The organism is Chitinophaga silvisoli (assembly GCF_003412465.1).
Taxonomy (GTDB): Bacteria; Bacteroidota; Bacteroidia; order Chitinophagales; family Chitinophagaceae; genus Chitinophaga; species Chitinophaga silvisoli.
In genome coordinates this window covers 577,340-593,670 of record NZ_QTJV01000004.1, presented here as the reverse complement: position 1 = coordinate 593,670, position 16,331 = coordinate 577,340, and the positions used below count along the sequence as shown (strand labels likewise).

Annotated in this window: 13 protein-coding genes and 1 tRNA gene; 9 read left to right on the top strand and 5 right to left on the bottom strand. The window is 45.7% G+C overall.

Annotation, left to right across the window (positions count from 1 at the left end; translation table 11 throughout):
• Positions 1 to 189: 189 nt before the first annotated feature.
• Positions 190 to 1,365 (bottom strand): thiolase family protein, encoded by a 1,176-nt coding sequence (locus DXN04_RS14535; protein WP_116854075.1) that lies wholly within the window; start codon positions 1,363 to 1,365, stop codon positions 190 to 192.
• Positions 1,366 to 1,502: 137 nt separating this feature from the next.
• Between DXN04_RS14535 and DXN04_RS14530 the strand changes: the two genes are divergently transcribed.
• From DXN04_RS14530 to DXN04_RS14520, 3 genes are all read left to right on the top strand, one after another.
• Positions 1,503 to 1,575 (top strand) — tRNA-Lys (locus DXN04_RS14530).
• Between the two features lie 436 nt (positions 1,576 to 2,011).
• The gene (locus DXN04_RS14525) at positions 2,012 to 2,578 is read left to right on the top strand and encodes a DUF6934 family protein (protein WP_116854074.1); all 567 of its coding nucleotides are present in this window, start codon (positions 2,012 to 2,014) and stop codon (positions 2,576 to 2,578) included.
• On the top strand, positions 2,571 to 2,969 hold the full coding sequence (locus DXN04_RS14520) for a hypothetical protein (protein WP_116854073.1): 399 nt from the start codon (positions 2,571 to 2,573) through the stop codon (positions 2,967 to 2,969). The genes DXN04_RS14525 and DXN04_RS14520 overlap by 8 nt, the downstream gene beginning before the upstream one ends.
• Positions 2,970 to 3,133: 164 nt before the next feature.
• On the opposite strand, the gene DXN04_RS14515 is transcribed toward DXN04_RS14520, so the two are convergent.
• Positions 3,134 to 3,622 (bottom strand): S24 family peptidase, encoded by a 489-nt coding sequence (locus DXN04_RS14515; protein WP_116854072.1) that lies wholly within the window; start codon positions 3,620 to 3,622, stop codon positions 3,134 to 3,136.
• A 312-nt stretch (positions 3,623 to 3,934) separates the two neighbouring features.
• On the opposite strand from DXN04_RS14515, the gene DXN04_RS14505 reads away from it, so the two are divergent.
• From DXN04_RS14505 to DXN04_RS14490, 4 genes are all read left to right on the top strand, one after another.
• The gene (locus DXN04_RS14505; RefSeq protein ID WP_116854070.1) at positions 3,935 to 5,578 is read left to right on the top strand and encodes a DUF1800 domain-containing protein; all 1,644 of its coding nucleotides are present in this window, start codon (positions 3,935 to 3,937) and stop codon (positions 5,576 to 5,578) included.
• A gap of 28 nt (positions 5,579 to 5,606) precedes the next feature.
• Positions 5,607 to 7,190 (top strand): DUF1501 domain-containing protein, encoded by a 1,584-nt coding sequence (locus DXN04_RS14500; protein WP_116854069.1) that lies wholly within the window; start codon positions 5,607 to 5,609, stop codon positions 7,188 to 7,190.
• 126 nt (positions 7,191 to 7,316) lie between these two features.
• Positions 7,317 to 7,655, top strand: a complete 339-nt coding sequence (locus tag DXN04_RS14495) for a hypothetical protein (protein WP_116854068.1) — start codon at positions 7,317 to 7,319, stop codon at positions 7,653 to 7,655.
• A gap of 115 nt (positions 7,656 to 7,770) precedes the next feature.
• Positions 7,771 to 10,215, top strand: coding sequence for a TonB-dependent receptor (locus DXN04_RS14490; protein ID WP_116854067.1), 2,445 nt, complete (start codon positions 7,771 to 7,773; stop codon positions 10,213 to 10,215).
• Positions 10,216 to 10,354: 139 nt separating this feature from the next.
• Here the strand turns inward: DXN04_RS14490 and DXN04_RS14485 are convergent, their stop codons facing one another.
• Entirely contained in the window at positions 10,355 to 10,825 is a 471-nt protein-coding gene (locus DXN04_RS14485) for a hypothetical protein (RefSeq protein ID WP_116854066.1), read from the bottom strand.
• Between the two features lie 80 nt (positions 10,826 to 10,905).
• On the opposite strand from DXN04_RS14485, the gene DXN04_RS14480 reads away from it, so the two are divergent.
• Positions 10,906 to 11,313 carry a DUF983 domain-containing protein gene (locus DXN04_RS14480; RefSeq protein ID WP_116854065.1) on the top strand — a complete coding sequence of 136 codons (408 nt, stop codon included), beginning with the start codon at positions 10,906 to 10,908 and terminating at the stop codon, positions 11,311 to 11,313.
• Between the two features lie 282 nt (positions 11,314 to 11,595).
• Here the strand turns inward: DXN04_RS14480 and DXN04_RS14475 are convergent, their stop codons facing one another.
• Both DXN04_RS14475 and DXN04_RS14470 read right to left on the bottom strand, forming a co-directional pair.
• A complete protein-coding gene (locus DXN04_RS14475; protein ID WP_116854064.1) occupies positions 11,596 to 12,135 on the bottom strand; it encodes a hypothetical protein in 540 nt (179 codons plus the stop codon).
• Positions 12,101 to 13,858, bottom strand: coding sequence for an ABC transporter ATP-binding protein (locus tag DXN04_RS14470; protein WP_116854063.1), 1,758 nt, complete (start codon positions 13,856 to 13,858; stop codon positions 12,101 to 12,103). Before DXN04_RS14470 ends, DXN04_RS14475 begins: the two co-directional genes overlap by 35 nt.
• 319 nt (positions 13,859 to 14,177) lie before the next feature.
• Between DXN04_RS14470 and DXN04_RS14465 the strand changes: the two genes are divergently transcribed.
• Positions 14,178 to 16,304 carry an elongation factor G gene (locus DXN04_RS14465; protein ID WP_116854062.1) on the top strand — a complete coding sequence of 709 codons (2,127 nt, stop codon included), beginning with the start codon at positions 14,178 to 14,180 and terminating at the stop codon, positions 16,302 to 16,304.
• Positions 16,305 to 16,331 lie beyond the last annotated feature (27 nt).

Below are 16,331 nucleotides of genomic sequence, written 5' to 3'. Positions count from 1 at the left end.
CTTATCAAGGTATAAGGGGGCTAAGAGTATGGGGGAAATATAGAAGAAAGGGGCGGGAATTGGATGTAAGTGTATGGTAATCAAATGATTTTTCAACTGGGGTATATAGATTTAAAAAGCGAAATGCCTCCTTTGTGAGGGAGGCATTTCAATATATTTACAGATTTTTAAGGTCTTATTGCTGGATTTTTAGAGTCTTTCGATGACACCGGCTATGCCCTGGCCACCGCCTACGCAGGCAGTGACGATGCCATATTTTTTATCCAGTCTTTTCAAATCATTGAGGATCTGTACGGTGAGTTTTGCGCCGGTACAACCGAGGGGATGTCCCAGGGCGATGGCTCCACCATTGATATTCACGATATCAGGATCGATACCTACTTCACGGATTACGGCAACCGACTGTGAGGCGAAGGCTTCGTTGAGTTCCACGAGGTCGATATCATTGAGGCTTTTGCCTGTCTGCTGCAGCACTTTAGGGATGGCGGCTACGGGTCCGATGCCCATAATACGTGGGTGAACGCCTGCGGAAGCGCAGCCTACGAGGCGGCCGATAGGTTCGAGGCCCAGTTCTTTGACCATGGTTTCGCTCATCACGATGACGAAGGCGGCACCATCGGAAGTCTGGGAGGAGTTACCGGCGGTCACACTGCCACCGGCAGCAAAGACGGGTTTGAGTTTGGCGAGGGCTTCGGCGGAGGTATCGGCACGAGGTCCTTCGTCGGTATCGACGGTGTAGGTTCTTTGTTGCTTGCGCCCTTTGTCATCTACGTATACTTCATCGATATTGATGGGGAGGATACCATCTTTGAAGTAGCCGTTCTGAATAGCCTTGATGGCTTTCTGATGGGAGTTGAGGGCGAAGAGGTCCTGGTCTTCGCGGGAAATATTATATTCTTTGGCTACGGCTTCGGCGGTGAGGCCCATGCCGAGGTAGTATTCAGGAGTGGTGCTGGCCACTTTGAAATTAGGCACTGTTTTCCAGCCGGCTACGGGCACCAGGCTCATACTTTCGGTACCACCTGCGATGATGCAGTGGGCCATACCTGACTGAATTTTGGCGGTGGCGATGGCGATGGTTTCGAGTCCGGAGGCGCAGTATCTGTTCACGGTTACACCGGGGACTTCGATACCGAGGGCTCTCACTGAGATCATTCTGCCTATCTGGAGGCCTTGTTCAGCTTCGGGAACGGCGTTCCCTACAATTAGGTCATCTACGCGCTTCGGGTCAAGCTGGGGTACGCTTTTTAACAAACCTGTTATGACATCTACGGCGAGATCGTCGGGGCGGTAAAAGCGGAATCCGCCACGTTTAGCCTTTCCCACAGCGGTTCTGTATCCGGCTACAATGTATGCTGTTTCCATAACTGAGTATATTTTACCGGGGGTATATCCGGAGATTTTTAAAAATTAATGAAATTTAAGTTAAATAATATTTGTCAAATATTATTTAAGGTTGTAGTTTTGCAACCCCAACCACATGATATGTGTGGGAATAAGAAGACTCCGTAGCTCAGTTGGTAGAGCAAAAGACTCTTAATCTTTGGGTCCTCGGTTCGAGCCCGAGCGGGGTCACAGAATATTTAAAGCCTTGTGTATTACACAGGGCTTTATTTTTTTTAGGGGTGTTGAGAGGAAGTTTGCAATTTGAAGGACTGGGTTGTGTTTTTTGAATTGCAGTTGTGTTTATGGTTTTTAATTTGTTCATACTATGAATGAACAAAAATGAACGGGAATAAAGTTTATTTTTAGGGAGAGGAATATTACATTTGATAAGTGTATCACATAAGCCGTGCGGGTCTGAGGACCCATGCGGCTTATGTGTTTTAAAGGGGGCTATTTTATCATTATCAAATGAAGAATCTACAATTCATTTAGCCATTTAGGGTAGTATAATTTGTCATAATTATTACCATCCGGATTTTTAAATAAGTGATAGTACATGATGGGAATTGAATCGCATGGAAGTGCGGGGTGGAGAAGTATTGTTAACCTTAAAATGTAACAACCAATGTTTGTTAAACTGGATTTCGAGAAGGTGTATCAGGTTGAATTTGAGAAAAGAAATGAGGGGTTCTTTTATACGGTGTTGAGAAATGGGAAAAAGAAGAGGATCAAGATTCAAATTGCTGATAAACCACAGCCATTACTGGACGGAGCATATAACCTGGCATATGGACCAGTGGATCGAAAGGGTCGGATCAGAGATACGGTGAGTGTAAAGCATGCTGATTATTCGATGGTATTTTCGACCATTTTAAAATTTGCGAAAGCGTATCTGGAATGGTATCCATACCGCATGGTCGGCTTGGATGGGTCGACAAATTCCCGGGCGTATGTATACTTCCGGATGATTAAACAGAATTATGATTTCCTGAGCGAGCGATTTGATATGTACGGCATAAAGTATTACATGAGAGTAAAGAGAAAGGGGCCGGAATTATTTGAAAACCCTTTTGATACCAGTGATGTGGCATGCCGCTACTACGAGCTTTTAAAGGATGAGTTATATAATAATAAAGACTTAGAAAAAATGTTTAATTATTTCATTTTTAAAAACAAAGAAAAATATGATTAGAATACGGGTAAAGAAACCTAAACATCCGGTTTATACACAGGGATGGACTCCAAAACCCAGTTCCCTGGAACAAGCTATTAGAACGAAGGAGCAAGCCGACGAATTGGTCGCGGAAATAAACTATTTGAGCGAAATGTCCAGAAAAGGAACGCCGGTTAGTGAGTCTACCGGATATAGGTTTGCATGTGGTAATAAGTTAATAGAAGTCGGACCACGCTATAAAGCGTACAGTGATTTTGATCCCAATAACCCGAAACATGTGGAATATTTGAAAAAACCATTTGTACCTACGTTTAGTGTAGGAAAGCCTCCAACCCAGGAAGAAATCAATGCGAAAGAAATGAAAGAATTTGAAGATTACTGTAAAGAGGTAGGTTTAGAATGGGAATAAAGCGGCATCAAAATTTGTCTCTTTCCACCTGCGTTTAGCGAAAAGCGAGCTTGTATCAAAAGTAAATTCCACGGAATTAATCCGGATACCCGGATACCTGATGAGCAGGATTTTCTTTTATTGAATTCTCCAGCCCTCAAATTACTTTTGATATAAGCTCGCTTCTACATATTTTTCTCCCGTTCCCTGATGGCCTCCTCCCTTTTCAATCCCTCCATCACCTTATAGATTTTCAATACCTCCGACCGTTTCAATTCCAGCCGCCCATACTGCGGATTCTCCGGAGTAATGACGATAAGATCCGCAAGCTTTGTCAAGCCCCCAATTATTTCCCGCCCATCTCCTAACAACAGGTAATACCTATCTCCCACAATCAATTCCCCCTGATCCTCATACTTTAACAACACCAGGTCACCCTTATCCCACAAAGGCAGCATACGCTCATCCTTCAATGCAATAAAAAAATCCCCCCTTCTATAAATATCTCCCTTCAATGTATACGCCACCTGCGCCTGCTCCAAATCTCCAAGCTGCACATTCCCCTCATATACAGGAAGATCTACCTCGTACTTTTTGAAAATACGCTCCACGCTGTTGATCCCCATCCTAATCGGATACCTGTCCTCCGAATTCCTTCCAGGATCTGTTTCCATGTTACTTAATTTAGATTTTCGCCTGTCATAAAACTATGTCAATTCCCCCTAAAAACAAGCTAAAAAAGATGATAATTTCCTTCTCAATAAATTGATTTACATAATGATATATTGATTGTTGTTTAGATCCTTTGCATGCAATTATGACAATTTGAAAGAGGAAAGTGATACGGAGCGGATCAAAGATTCCGGCAACATTTTTCCTCCCATTCATTAAAATTTTTATTAACTTGTACCCTTATTCAGGTACCGTGTGAAAGCCTATATTTAGAAAACTCATCCCTAATACCATATAACCATATCAATTACTTTATGGATCGCAGACAATTCCTTTCGCTATCAGCAAAACGACAGCCAGCAGTGAAAGCGACTACCACCGGTTCGCGTACGGATTCAGGTATTTCCGCATACACCGGCACTTTCGATACCGCCCAGGCAGTGCACCTGCTCAAACGTACTATGTTTGGTGCCACTCCTGAAGATATCGCATGGGTGAAAGGTCTCGGCCTGGACCAGGCAGTGGAGGCCTTGCTCACCACCGTCACCCCCGTGACTACCCAGCCCGTAAACATCTATGGTGAGGATGAACATGGTATTTTACCCGGAGAATCCTGGGTGAACTCACCACCACCTTCCTCTGATGATGAAGATGGCAAACGCTGGAATTCCTACAAAGCATGGTGGATCGGTGTGATGATCAACCAGGGCAGGAGTATCCAGGAAAAGATGACGCTCTTCTGGCATAACCACTTCGTCACTGAAATGGATATGACCCACGATTCCCGCTACATCTACAAATACAATACAACCCTGCGCGCCAATGCTGTAGGTAATTTTAAAACACTCACGAAAGCTATCACCCTCGATCCTGCCATGCTGAGATATCTGAACGGATACCTCAACTCCAAAGCAGGTGCGGATGAAAACTATGCCCGTGAACTGCACGAACTCTTCACCGTTGGTAAAGGCCCCGATAGCCATTATACGGAAGAAGATGTGCGTGCTACCGCCCGTGTACTCACTGGATTCCGCATTAATGCGAATACCATTACCACTTACTTTGAGAGTACGGAGCATGATATCGAAAACAAGGAATTCTCTGACTTCTACAGCAATAAAAAGATCACCGGCAAAACCGGTCAGGATGGTGCGACTGAACTCGACGACCTGCTGACTATCATCTTTGCACAGCCTGAGTGCGCGAAATTTATCGTTCGCAAACTCTATCGCTGGTTTGTATACTACCTCATAGACGATGCGGTAGAGGCTAACGTGATCACACCACTGGCCGACATTTTCAGGAATAACAACTATGAACTGCTGCCTGTGCTCAGAGCCCTTTTCAAGAGTGAGCACTTTTTTGATCCGCTGAATATGTCAGCACTCATCAAGAGTCCGATTGATCACAACGTAGGATTAGTGCGTGAATTTGGTGTTACTTTCCCTACAGCCTATATGGATGCTTATGATGCCTGGGACAGAATCCGCTCTCATGCCGCCAGTATGCTGCAGGACATTGGCGAACCACCACAGGTAGCCGGCTGGCAGCCTTACTACCAGGAACCTCAGTACCATGAGATGTGGATCAATACCGATACCCTGCCGAAACGTAACCAGTTCACCGATGCAATTGTGAGCGAAGGTGGTTATGGTGGTGTTGCTATCGATGTGATGGCCTTTGCCCAAAGATTGTCTAATCCTTCTGATCCTGTGCAGTTAATTACTGACTCTGTAGCTGTGCTGTACCGCATAGATGTATCAGACACCTTCAAGGCATGGCTGAAAAACACGATCCTGCTCAGTGGTCAGAACCCTGACAGCGACTATTACTGGACGGATGCCTGGAATGCCTGGGCAGCTTATCCGACCGATACTGCTTTGCGCACAGTCGTGGAAAGTCGCCTGCGTACTTTGTACAAGTACATGATGAACCTATCCGAATATCAACTATCCTGATCTTTAGAAGAACCTATACTCTATCAACATGAAACGTAGAGATTTTCTTAAATATACTGCGCCGGCCACTATTCTGCCAACCTTCATCAACGGGTTTGCTGTAAAGGCTTTTGGCTCTTCCTCATTATTGTCGGCATTGGAAAATGCTGCTGCGGACAACGATCACGTACTGGTGATGATCCAGCTGGTCGGTGGGAACGATGGCCTGAACATGGTCGTGCCTATCGATCTCTATGATAAGTACCAGGCGATTCGTCCGAACATCGCTATCCCCCAGGGTAAGTTATTGCCCCTGGTGAATAATGTGAAAACTGGTCTGCACCCTGCTATGTCAGGCGTACAGCAATTATATGAAGAAGGTAAGGTCTGCATCATCCAGAGCGTGGGCTATCCTTCTCCCAACTATTCCCACTTCCGCGCTACCGACATCTGGGTATCAGGTTCTGATGCCAACGAGATTGTGGAAACCGGGTGGGGAGGTCGATTCCTCGATACGCAGTATCCCGGTTATCCTGATGGATATCCGAATGATGATAATCCGGATCCGCTGGCGATCCAGATCGGTTCCATTGTATCTCCGGCATTCCAGGGAGCAAATGCGAATACAGGTATTGCGATTTCCAGTGCTACGGACTTTTATAACCTGCTCGATGATGTGGTGGACCCGGTGCCCAATACCCATGCGGGAGTGGAGCTGGCTTATGTGCGACTGATAGCCAAGCAGACCAACAAATTCTCTGATTCGATCAAGAAAGCTGCACAGAATGTGACTTCTCAAAGCGAATATCCTGATACACAATTGGGCAGACAGCTGAAGATTGTAGCAAGACTGGTAGCGGGTGGTCTGAAGACGAGAATGTATATGGTGAGTATGGGTTTTTTTGATACCCACGCGAGTCAGACCCAGGGTGGGGATAACACCACCGGTTACCATGCTGAACTGCTGAAGGAACTGTCAGAAGGGATCAAGGCATTTATGGATGACCTGACCAAGCTGAAAGCCAGTCGCAGGGTGGTCGGCATGACCTTCTCTGAATTTGGCCGCCGTATCAAATCCAATAGCAGTATGGGTACGGACCATGGTGCAGCTGCACCGATGATTGTATTTGGAGATTATGTACAGCAGGGGATCCTGGGTACATCGCCGGATATCCCGGATAGCGGGTCAGTGGCGGATAATACCCCGATGCAATACGATTTCAGATCTGTATATGCGAGTTTGCTGGAGCAGTGGTTCTGTGTGGATAACACCACTTTGCAATCTATTTTGTTCAAGGATTATCAGCGTTTACCGATTGTCAGCGGTATTGCCTGTGGCACGATTACGGGTATCGACGATGTGAATAATGGAAGTAAGGGATTGATTACCAACTACCCCAATCCATTTGTGGATACTACCACGCTGAAGTATAAGACCCGTGGCGGGCATACGATGATCCAGATCTTTGATACGATGGGGCGTTTGGTAGGGGTGCCAGTAAATAATATGATGGCAGGAGGTGAATATACAGCGGTGTTTGATAGTAAAAAACTGGCGGCGGGGATTTACTATGCCCGATTGCAGAATGGGGTATACCAGGAGGTGAGATCGATGCTGAAAGTGAAGGTGTAAGCAAATTTTTAAAATATATAAAGGGGACGGATGGCAACATGCGTCCCTTTTTTCTTTTTCGCCACTCATCAATAAATTTAACAACACTGTTGCATTTATAAGGAATTCACATACCTTTGTTTCACTTTGAAGAACAGGTTTCTACATAAGATACTGGCAATCCTGCTCCTGGGTGTATTTACTTTTAATACGACTCCCAGGGAGTTCATACACCAGGTATTCATGGATCACCATGATACCAAGGATGCCCCTGTCACGCATGATGGCCTGGCTTTTTCAACTAAACACACGCACTGTCAGTTCCTTCATTTAGAGCCGGAACCTTACCAGCATACCAGCACTTTCTTTGCGGTGCTGGAGCAGGCAGTATTGTGGCGCTATGCTGGTCCGGTAATGCCGGCTATTATGCATGGCGATTACCGCATGTTATCTCCCCGCGCACCACCTGCGATTGCTTTCCTTTAGTATTTTCTTTTCTATTAAATCAGGATTTATTCCTGTGATCTTTTATCTGATTGAATTGACGCAATGTCAATAGCTATGCATGTATGCCATGCATTGATCTAAACAAATTTATTGTATGCACTACCTGCGTGTTGTTATATTAAGTATACTGACAGGACTTTCTATTTATTCTCCTGCCTTTGCCGATGAAGATGCCGGCAATTCTTTAAGTGGTACGGTTACAGACAAAACAAATAATACCCCATTACCGGGAGTGACAGTTTATTTTCCTGATTTGCATGTAGGTGCTTCTACAGATGCACAGGGCCATTATGAGATTAAAAATTTACCGAAAGGAAAGTTCCTGGTAGAGGTGCATTTTATTGGTTATGCGACCCTCACGCAAACTGTGCAGGTGAATGGGGCTACCAATATCAATTTTGGTTTGAGTACGAAGGTGATTGAGGAAAATGAGGTGGTGATAACGGGTGTGAGCCAGGCGACATCGCTGAAGCAGAACCCGACTCCGGTGAACATTATCAGGAAAGATTACCTGGATGCAAATATATCTACCAATATCATTGATGCAGTGGCCAAGCTGCCAGGTGTGAGTCAGCTGACGACGGGGCCGGCTATTTCCAAGCCGTTCATCCGTGGTCTGGGTTACAACCGTGTGGTGGTAATAGGCGATGGGATCAGACAGGAAGGTCAGCAGTGGGGTGATGAGCATGGTATAGAAATCGACGATTATAATGTAAGCAAAGTAGAAGTGCTGAAAGGCCCTGCATCACTGGTATATGGTTCCGATGCGCTGGCAGGGGTGGTGAATATAGTGCCACCTGGTCCTGAGCCGGCTGGTCATGTGAAAGGCAATATAGCCGCCAATTATCTGTCTAACAATGGGATGATTTCCTATCACGCAGACCTGGCAGGCACAACTCAAAATGGTTTTAGCTGGAGTGTGTATGGTACGCAGAAGTTTGCGCACGATTATAAGAATAAGTATGATGGGTACGTGTATAATTCTAAGTTCCATAACACCAACTATGGTGGAAGCATTGGTTTGAATAAGAACTGGGGATCTTCTGTACTGCGTTTTACATCCTTTAACCAGGAGTTAGGTTTGGTGGAAGGTGACCGTAATGAACTGGGTCAGTTTATTAAACCAATCAATGATAATGGTGAAGAGGGTGAAGCTGTGGCGACCAATAAAGATTTTAAATCTTATACCATTGGTTTGCCCCGTCAGCAGATCAATCACCAGAAGTTGGTATTGGACAACAATTTTTATATGCACAATGGCGGCAGACTGAATGTCATCCTGGGTTATCAGTGGAACAGGCGCCAGGAGTTTGGGGATGTATTAAATCCTGATGAACCTGAGTTGTACCTGAAACTGAATACGTTCAATTATGGTGTGAAATATTCATTTGTGGATATGAATGGATGGCAGACAAGTGTGGGGGTAAATGGTATGCAGCAGCATAATAATATACTTTCTGGTTCTGAGTTCCTGGTACCTGGTTACAACCTGTTTGATGCAGGTGTGTATGCGGTGACGAGTAAGACATGGGATAAGTTGACTTTCAGCGGTGGTTTACGTTTTGACAACAGGCATATCAGTGTGGATGGATTGATGCTGAATGGAGATGGCAAGCCAGTGGGCAGTGGAGGAGAAGAGAAGTTCCATGCGCTGAGCAAGAACTTTTCGAACATCTCCGGTAGTGCGGGTCTGAGTTATGCGGCGAGTGATAAGGTGACATTGAAAGTGAATGTAGCGAGAGGTTTCAGGGCACCGAATATTTCAGAGTTGGGGGCGAATGGTGTGCATGAAGGAACTATTAAGTATGAATATGGCAATGAAGCGCTGAAGCCTGAGGTGAGTACACAGGGTGATGTGGGGGTGGATTTTAATTCAGAGCACGTATCATTGACTGGTAGCCTGTTTTATAACCACATTAGTAACTTCATTTTTAGCCGTAAGCTGAGCAGTGTGAATGGTGGGGATTCAATTCCTGCTACTGATAATGATGAGGGGTATGCAGCGTTTCAGTACCAGCAGTCTACAGCGAACTTGTATGGTGGTGAGGTGATGATTGATATACATCCTCATCCGATTGACTGGCTGCATTTTGAGAATACATTCTCTTATGTGAAAGCGGTGATTGCAAATGGTGCTGATTCCACTAAGTACCTGCCTAATATTCCGGCAGCGAGATGGTTGTCAGAGTTGAAAGGGAAGTTCAGGCATGTAGGTGGAATATTCCAGAATGCGTATGCGGGGATACAGATGGATTGGACTTTTGATCAGAACAATGTGTATTATGCTTATCAAACGGAGACGGCTACACCGGGGTATACGTTGTGGAATGCGGGGATTGGAGCAGATGTGGTGAATAAGAATAAGAAGGTGTTGTTCTCATTGCACCTGGCGGCGAATAATATTACGGATGTGGCGTATCAGAATCATTTGAGCAGGTTGAAGTATGCACCGGAGAATGAGGTGACGGGTAGGACAGGGGTGTTTAATATGGGGAGGAATTATAGTGTGAAGGTGGCTATACCGTTGAATTTTAAATAGTGGGTGTGAAGGTGAATTATAAATAATGAGTGTATAGGTGGATTTTTAGATAGTGAGTGCGTAGATGAATTTTTAAATAGTCGTTGCGTATACAGATAGAAAAGGAAGGGTCGTCCGGGCGTGGACGACCTTTCTGATTTTATGGGCAATTTTGTCTCAGTTCACTGATCAATGCGTTGTTATATTTCAGAAGCACCGGGCTTGCAGGATCTACGGTAATGTCTTCCAGTTTTTCATTGGCCTTATCCAGTCTGAGCCAGGCTAAAGTAGATTCATGGTCTTTTTCGCTGGCGAAAAGCTGCAGAAAGAGTTTGCTTCCTTCTTCCCTGTCTATTCTCACTTTGATATTTTCCTTCTTTGCGGCTTCTGTTTTGAAGCTGGAGCTCATGACGATATCGGTGATGACTTTGTAACATTCTGGGGAGTAGGAGCCGGCTTGGGGTTTAAGTACGGTGCTGGTGGAATCTTTTACATCAGCGTTAGTAGGGGTAGGTTCGGCTACGATTTGTTTTGGGGCGGCGGTGGTATCGGCAGTTGCTTCCTGCGAGGCGGTTGCGCAGGCAGAGAGTAGGGCCATTGATACGATGATAAGCAGGTTTGATGGACGCATAATGGGTGTGTTTTTGTTTTGGGGAGGTAATACAAAAGTCGTGCAAAAGGAGATATAGAATATAATTGTAATTTTGGTGTATGAGCCAGAAAAGACCAAATTACTTCCTGAGCATGTTGTCCATGAAATGCCCTCATTGCAGGAGGGGGGATATGTTTAAGGATAAGAATCCTTATCATTTGAGTTTTAAGAAGATCTTCAATATGTATGATCGGTGTCCGGTGTGTGGGCAGGTATATGAGTTGGAGACAGGGTTCTGGTTTGGGACCGGATATGTGAGTTATGCATTGGGGGTAGCGTTTTCTGTATTTACGGTGATTTGTTACTGGCTTTTTGTGGGGCTTTCCTGGGAGGATGATAGTGTGTTTTGGTGGCTAGGGGTGAATGGGGTGTTATTGGTGTTGTTGCAGCCGTGGATGATGCGGATCAGCAGGGTGATCTATTTGTATTTCTTTGTGTATTATGATGAGGATACAGCGGAGTTGTAATTTGTGATTTGTCATGATTGTGATTTGTCATGATTGTCATGAAAGTGCGCAGTATGTACGGCGAAGCGACGGTATTGAGTAGGGGAAGCGATATGAAAGGCGAAGGGTTGGGGTGGCCTTCAGGGAAGGATTTAATTCATTCAAGCCCGAAATTAGCTGTAAAAAAGATGTTTGTTCAGTTCGCTGAAAAAGCCTAACTTATAGTATGGCTAAAATATTAGATCCCAATCCTTTACAAGGCACTTACGGAAATATTTCACTTTATTCGGCTAATGGGAAATTTTATATGAGAACGAAAAGTTCCCTGACGGCGAAGGAGGTGATGACCTTGCCTGCATTTGAGGGTACGAGGAGGAGTGCAGCAAGGTTGGGGAAGGCGGCGAAGATCGCTTCGGCGGTGTATAGGCAGATGGCAGAGAAGGAGCATGGGGTGTATAGGGAAATGACGGGGAAGGCGGCGAAGTGGCTGAAGACAGGGGTGAGTGAAGCGGAGGTCGGGCGGAGGTTGGAAGAGACGTATCTGCCGGAAGGGGATTTTAAAACAAGGATAGAAATTGCAATTAATACGAAGCAGGAAATTGCAAATAAGACAAAGAGGGATAGCACAATCAGCGCAAAGAGAAAAACTCCTATTGGCGCAAAGAGAGAAGCTCCCATTAATGAAAAAAGAAAAACTCCTATTAGCACAAAGAGTGAAGCTCCCATTAATGCAAAAAGAGAACGTACCATTAAAACAAAGAGGGAAAGCACTTTCGCACTTCCCCTCTCCAATATAAAGAAGACAAAACTACCTTTCTCCAATTTGCTGTCTCCACATGGCATAATACAGCCCTTTTTCAGCCAGCAAATCAATATGGTTCCCCGTTTCAATAATCCTACCTTTTTCCAGGACAAAGATCCTGTCGGCATGCATAATCGTGGACAACCTATGTGCGATCATCACCGTAATATGCTCGCGGGTAGCGGTGATTTCCCTGACGGTATTAGAAATCGCCTCTTCCGTCAGCGAATCCAGCGCAGATGTGGCCTCATCAAATACCAGCAAACGCGGATGGCGCAGCAGGGCGCGGGCAATGGAGAGACGTTGTTTCTCGCCGCCTGACACCTTCATACCTCCTTCACCAATCATAGTATCCAGCCCATTATCACCACGGGCCAGCAATGTATCGCAACTTGCCTGCTTCAGCACACGCAGCATATCTTCGTCATTTGCCCGCGGGTTTACGAACAGGAGGTTTTCCCTGATTGTTCCGGAGAATAACTGGGTATCCTGTGTTACAAATCCGATCTGAGCGCGCAATTCTTCAATATCAATCTCGGAGCTTTTAATGCCATTGTAGGAGATACTGCCTTCAGGAGGATTGTATAAACCTACCAGCAGTTTCACCAGGGTGGTTTTGCCTGAGCCGGAGGGGCCGACAAATGCCACTGTTTCGCCGGTTTTCACCGTGAAGCTGATCTGATCGAGGGCCTTGCTGGCTGCGGTCAGGTGCTGGAAGCCTACATTGTCGAAAGTGAGCGATTCGATATTGCTGATCCGAACAGGGTTGGGAGGAGTTTCCTCTACCGGTGTTTCCAGGATTCGCTGGAAGTTCAGGAGGGATACCTGTGCTTCGCGGTAAGCGAGAATGATATTGCCCAATTCCTGTAATGGACCGAAAATGAAGAAGGAATACAGCTGCAGGGTGAATAACTGGCCTACCGTTACCGTACCGCCATAGATCAGGTACAGGAGCAGGAACAGGATCACCTGGCGCAGGAAGTTGACGAAGGTCCCCTGCACGAAGCTGATACTCCTGATGCTACGCACCTTTTTGAGTTCCAGCATCAGGATCCGGATGGTGGTAGAGTTCAGGCGGCGGATTTCCTGGTGGGTGAGACCAAGGCTTTTAACGAGTTCGATGTTACGCAGGGACTCGGTAGTAGCACCTGCCAGCATGGTCGTTTCCTTGACAATCGTTTTCTGGATGGTCTTGATCTTGCGGCTGAGTACGTTCATGAGCCAGGACAGGAGCAAACAGCCACCGGTATATACGAATACCAGGCTTTTGTGAACGGTGTAAGCATACACCATCACAAAGATGACACCTACCAGGGCTACGAAGAGTACGTTTACGAAGGCAGTGATAAACTTTTCACTGTCGGTACGTACTTTCTGTAATACAGCGAGGGTTTCGCCGCTGCGCTGGTCTTCAAATTGCTGGTAAGGCAGGCGGAGGGAATGCTTCAGTCCGTCGGTATAAACACTGGCACCAAACTTCTGGATGATCACATTTGTGAAATAATCCTGGAAGGCCTTGGCGATACGCGAAACCATGGCGACACCCATGGATGCAAGTAGTAGCAGAATAACGCCGCTGATATAATCACTTTGACCTCGTTGTACTCCTTTAGCAGTGGTCGTCGGGTGATTCGCGAATTGATCGATCAGCTTGCCAAAAATATATGGATCAAGCAGGGAAAAGACCTGGTTAATAGTTGCCAGTAATAAAGCCAATCCGATTAACCATTTATATCTTTTCAGATAATGTAAGAACAATTTCATGATGCAAAGAACAGTCTAGATCGCAAATATACGATATTATAAATGTTGCAACATGTTTGACTGTACCAGTGGTTATAAAAATTGAGTGCTGACGCATTTTTTAGGGTTGAGGTTCTAAGATTTTATTTTAAGAAATAGCCGCCCGGGGGATGATGGTCACTACCAAAAATTGACTACCTTAATACTACGAAAGGGTTTATATAGCTTATAAAAGGTTATAAATCAACAGCAACGCTTCGGCAGCAGCTATGCTACGGCAACAATTCCACCAAAACGGCTTTCCACGTTTTCTTCACAATTTTTATTTAATCTAATTGTTATGAAGACCTATGATGAGAAACACATCAAGAACATTGTTCTATTGGGAGCAGCGAAGAGCGGTAAAACTACACTTTGCGAAACTATGTTATTTGAGGCTGGCATTATTCCCCGGCGAGGCAGGGTCGAAGAGGGGAACACCGTCTCCGATTATCATGAAATAGAGCATGACAGGGGTAGCTCGGTATACGCCACCTGTATGCACACAGAGTGGCGTGATTACAAGATCAATATCATTGATACCCCCGGTCTGGAAGACTTTGTAGGGGAAGTAATTGCATCTATCCGCATCTGTGATACGGCCCTGCTCCTGCTCAATGCGCAGCATGGCGTAGAAGTCGGAACCGGGCTGATTTGGGATTATGTGGATAAATACCGCAAACCCACCATCCTGGCAGTGAATCAGCTCGATGCAGAACAGGCAAATTTTTCCAAAACGATTGAGGAGGCGAAACAGGTACTGGGGCATGCCGTGACTGTGATGCAATACCCTGTGAACCAGGGCACGGGTTTTAACAGCGTCATTGATCTCCTGAAAATGACGATGTATAAATTTCCTGCCAATGGCGGCAAACCCGAAAAACTACCGATACCTGAGAGTGAGAAAGAGCAGGCGGAAAAGCTACACAATGAACTTGTAGAAAAGGCCGCTGAAAATGATGATACGCTCATGGAGCAGTATTTTGAAAAAGGAAATCTCGATGAAGATGAACTGCGGCAGGGTTTGAAAATCGGGATGTTGAAACATGATGTGTTTCCGGTGTTTTGTTTATCAGCATTGAATGATATGGGAAGTGGAAGGCTGATGGGATTTATTGACAATGTAGCACCATCGGCTGTGGAAATGCCTGCAGAAAAAGGGGAGGCAGGTGAAGCAATTGTTTGCGACCCGGCGGGACCTCCGGTATTGTTTGTATTCAAGACTTTGCTGGAGCCGCATATTGGTAAGTTATCGTTCTTTAAAGTGTTGTCGGGCGAAGTGAAGGCGGGAGCTGAGTTGTACAATGAGAAGGGGAATACCGTGGAGCGGTTGAACCAGCTGTACATTGCTGATGGTAAGAACCGTAATAATGTGGATGTACTACGTACAGGAGATATTGGCTGTACCTTGAAACTGAAAAATACTTTAACGAATCATACATTGGGAGAGAAGGGAGGTGTGCAGGTGGAAGCGATTCATTTTCCTGCACCGAATGTGCGGGTGGCGATTGAAGCGGTGAATAAAGGGGATGATGAGAAACTGAGTGAGGTGCTGGCGGAGATTCATATGGAAGATCCGACTTTGGAAATTGAGTATAACCGTGAACTGAGACAGGTCATCTTACATGGACAGGGGGAATTGCACCTGGCGCTGACTAAGTGGAGGCTGGAACATATTTATAAAACGCCGGTTGAGTTTATTCCAGCGAAAATCCCTTACAGGGAAACGATCCGGCAGGCGGCGCAATCTACTTACAGGCATAAAAAGCAATCGGGGGGTGCGGGGCAGTTTGCAGAAGTGTATATTAAAATAGAGCCTTATTTTGATGGTATGCCACCCTATAAGGAGCATCCTGTGCGGGATACAGAAACGGTGGAATTGAACTGGGGAGGAAAACTGGTGTTCAATAATTGTATTGTAGGTGGAGCGATTGATACCAGGTTCCTGCCTTCGATTATGAAAGGGATCATGGAGAAGATGAATGAGGGGCCATTAACCGGTTCGTATGTCAGGGATATTCGTGTGAGTGTGTATGATGGAAAAATGCACCCGGTAGATAGCAATGATATTTCTTTTAAGATAGCGGGGATGATGGCGTTTAAGGATGCTTTCCATCAGGCGGCACCGTTATTACTGGAGCCTGTGTATGATGTGGAGACGACTATTCCTGATGAGATGGCGGGTGATGTGATGGGGGAATTGCAGAGCAGGAGAAGTATCATAACGGGGATGGATTCTGAACATGGGTACCAGGTGATAAAGGCGAGGACACCGCAGGCGGAGTTGGATAAGTTGTATGCAGCATTGCGGAATGTGACGCAGGGAAAAGCGAGGGTGAAGGCGGTGTTTGCGGAGTATGCGGCGGTGCCGGGGGATTTGCAGAAGCGGTTGATGGAGGAGTATAAGGGTGTGGAGCTGGTGGGGTAATAAGAGCTGAATGATTTATTGAAATAA

Excerpts from the sequence above, each read along its gene's own strand:
- DXN04_RS14535 (WP_116854075.1), bottom strand. The coding sequence starts at position 1,365 with ATGGAAACAGCATACATTGTAGCCGGATACAGAACCGCTGTGGGAAAG.
- DXN04_RS14525 (WP_116854074.1), top strand. The coding sequence starts at position 2,012 with ATGTTTGTTAAACTGGATTTCGAGAAGGTGTATCAGGTTGAATTTGAG.
- DXN04_RS14520 (WP_116854073.1), top strand. The coding sequence starts at position 2,571 with ATGATTAGAATACGGGTAAAGAAACCTAAACATCCGGTTTATACACAG.
- DXN04_RS14515 (WP_116854072.1), bottom strand. The coding sequence starts at position 3,622 with ATGGAAACAGATCCTGGAAGGAATTCGGAGGACAGGTATCCGATTAGG.
- DXN04_RS14505 (WP_116854070.1), top strand. The coding sequence starts at position 3,935 with ATGGATCGCAGACAATTCCTTTCGCTATCAGCAAAACGACAGCCAGCA.
- DXN04_RS14500 (WP_116854069.1), top strand. The coding sequence starts at position 5,607 with ATGAAACGTAGAGATTTTCTTAAATATACTGCGCCGGCCACTATTCTG.
- DXN04_RS14490 (WP_116854067.1), top strand. The coding sequence starts at position 7,771 with ATGCACTACCTGCGTGTTGTTATATTAAGTATACTGACAGGACTTTCT.
- DXN04_RS14485 (WP_116854066.1), bottom strand. The coding sequence starts at position 10,825 with ATGCGTCCATCAAACCTGCTTATCATCGTATCAATGGCCCTACTCTCT.
- DXN04_RS14480 (WP_116854065.1), top strand. The coding sequence starts at position 10,906 with ATGAGCCAGAAAAGACCAAATTACTTCCTGAGCATGTTGTCCATGAAA.
- DXN04_RS14475 (WP_116854064.1), bottom strand. The coding sequence starts at position 12,135 with ATGCCATGTGGAGACAGCAAATTGGAGAAAGGTAGTTTTGTCTTCTTT.
- DXN04_RS14470 (WP_116854063.1), bottom strand. The coding sequence starts at position 13,858 with ATGAAATTGTTCTTACATTATCTGAAAAGATATAAATGGTTAATCGGA.
- DXN04_RS14465 (WP_116854062.1), top strand. The coding sequence starts at position 14,178 with ATGAAGACCTATGATGAGAAACACATCAAGAACATTGTTCTATTGGGA.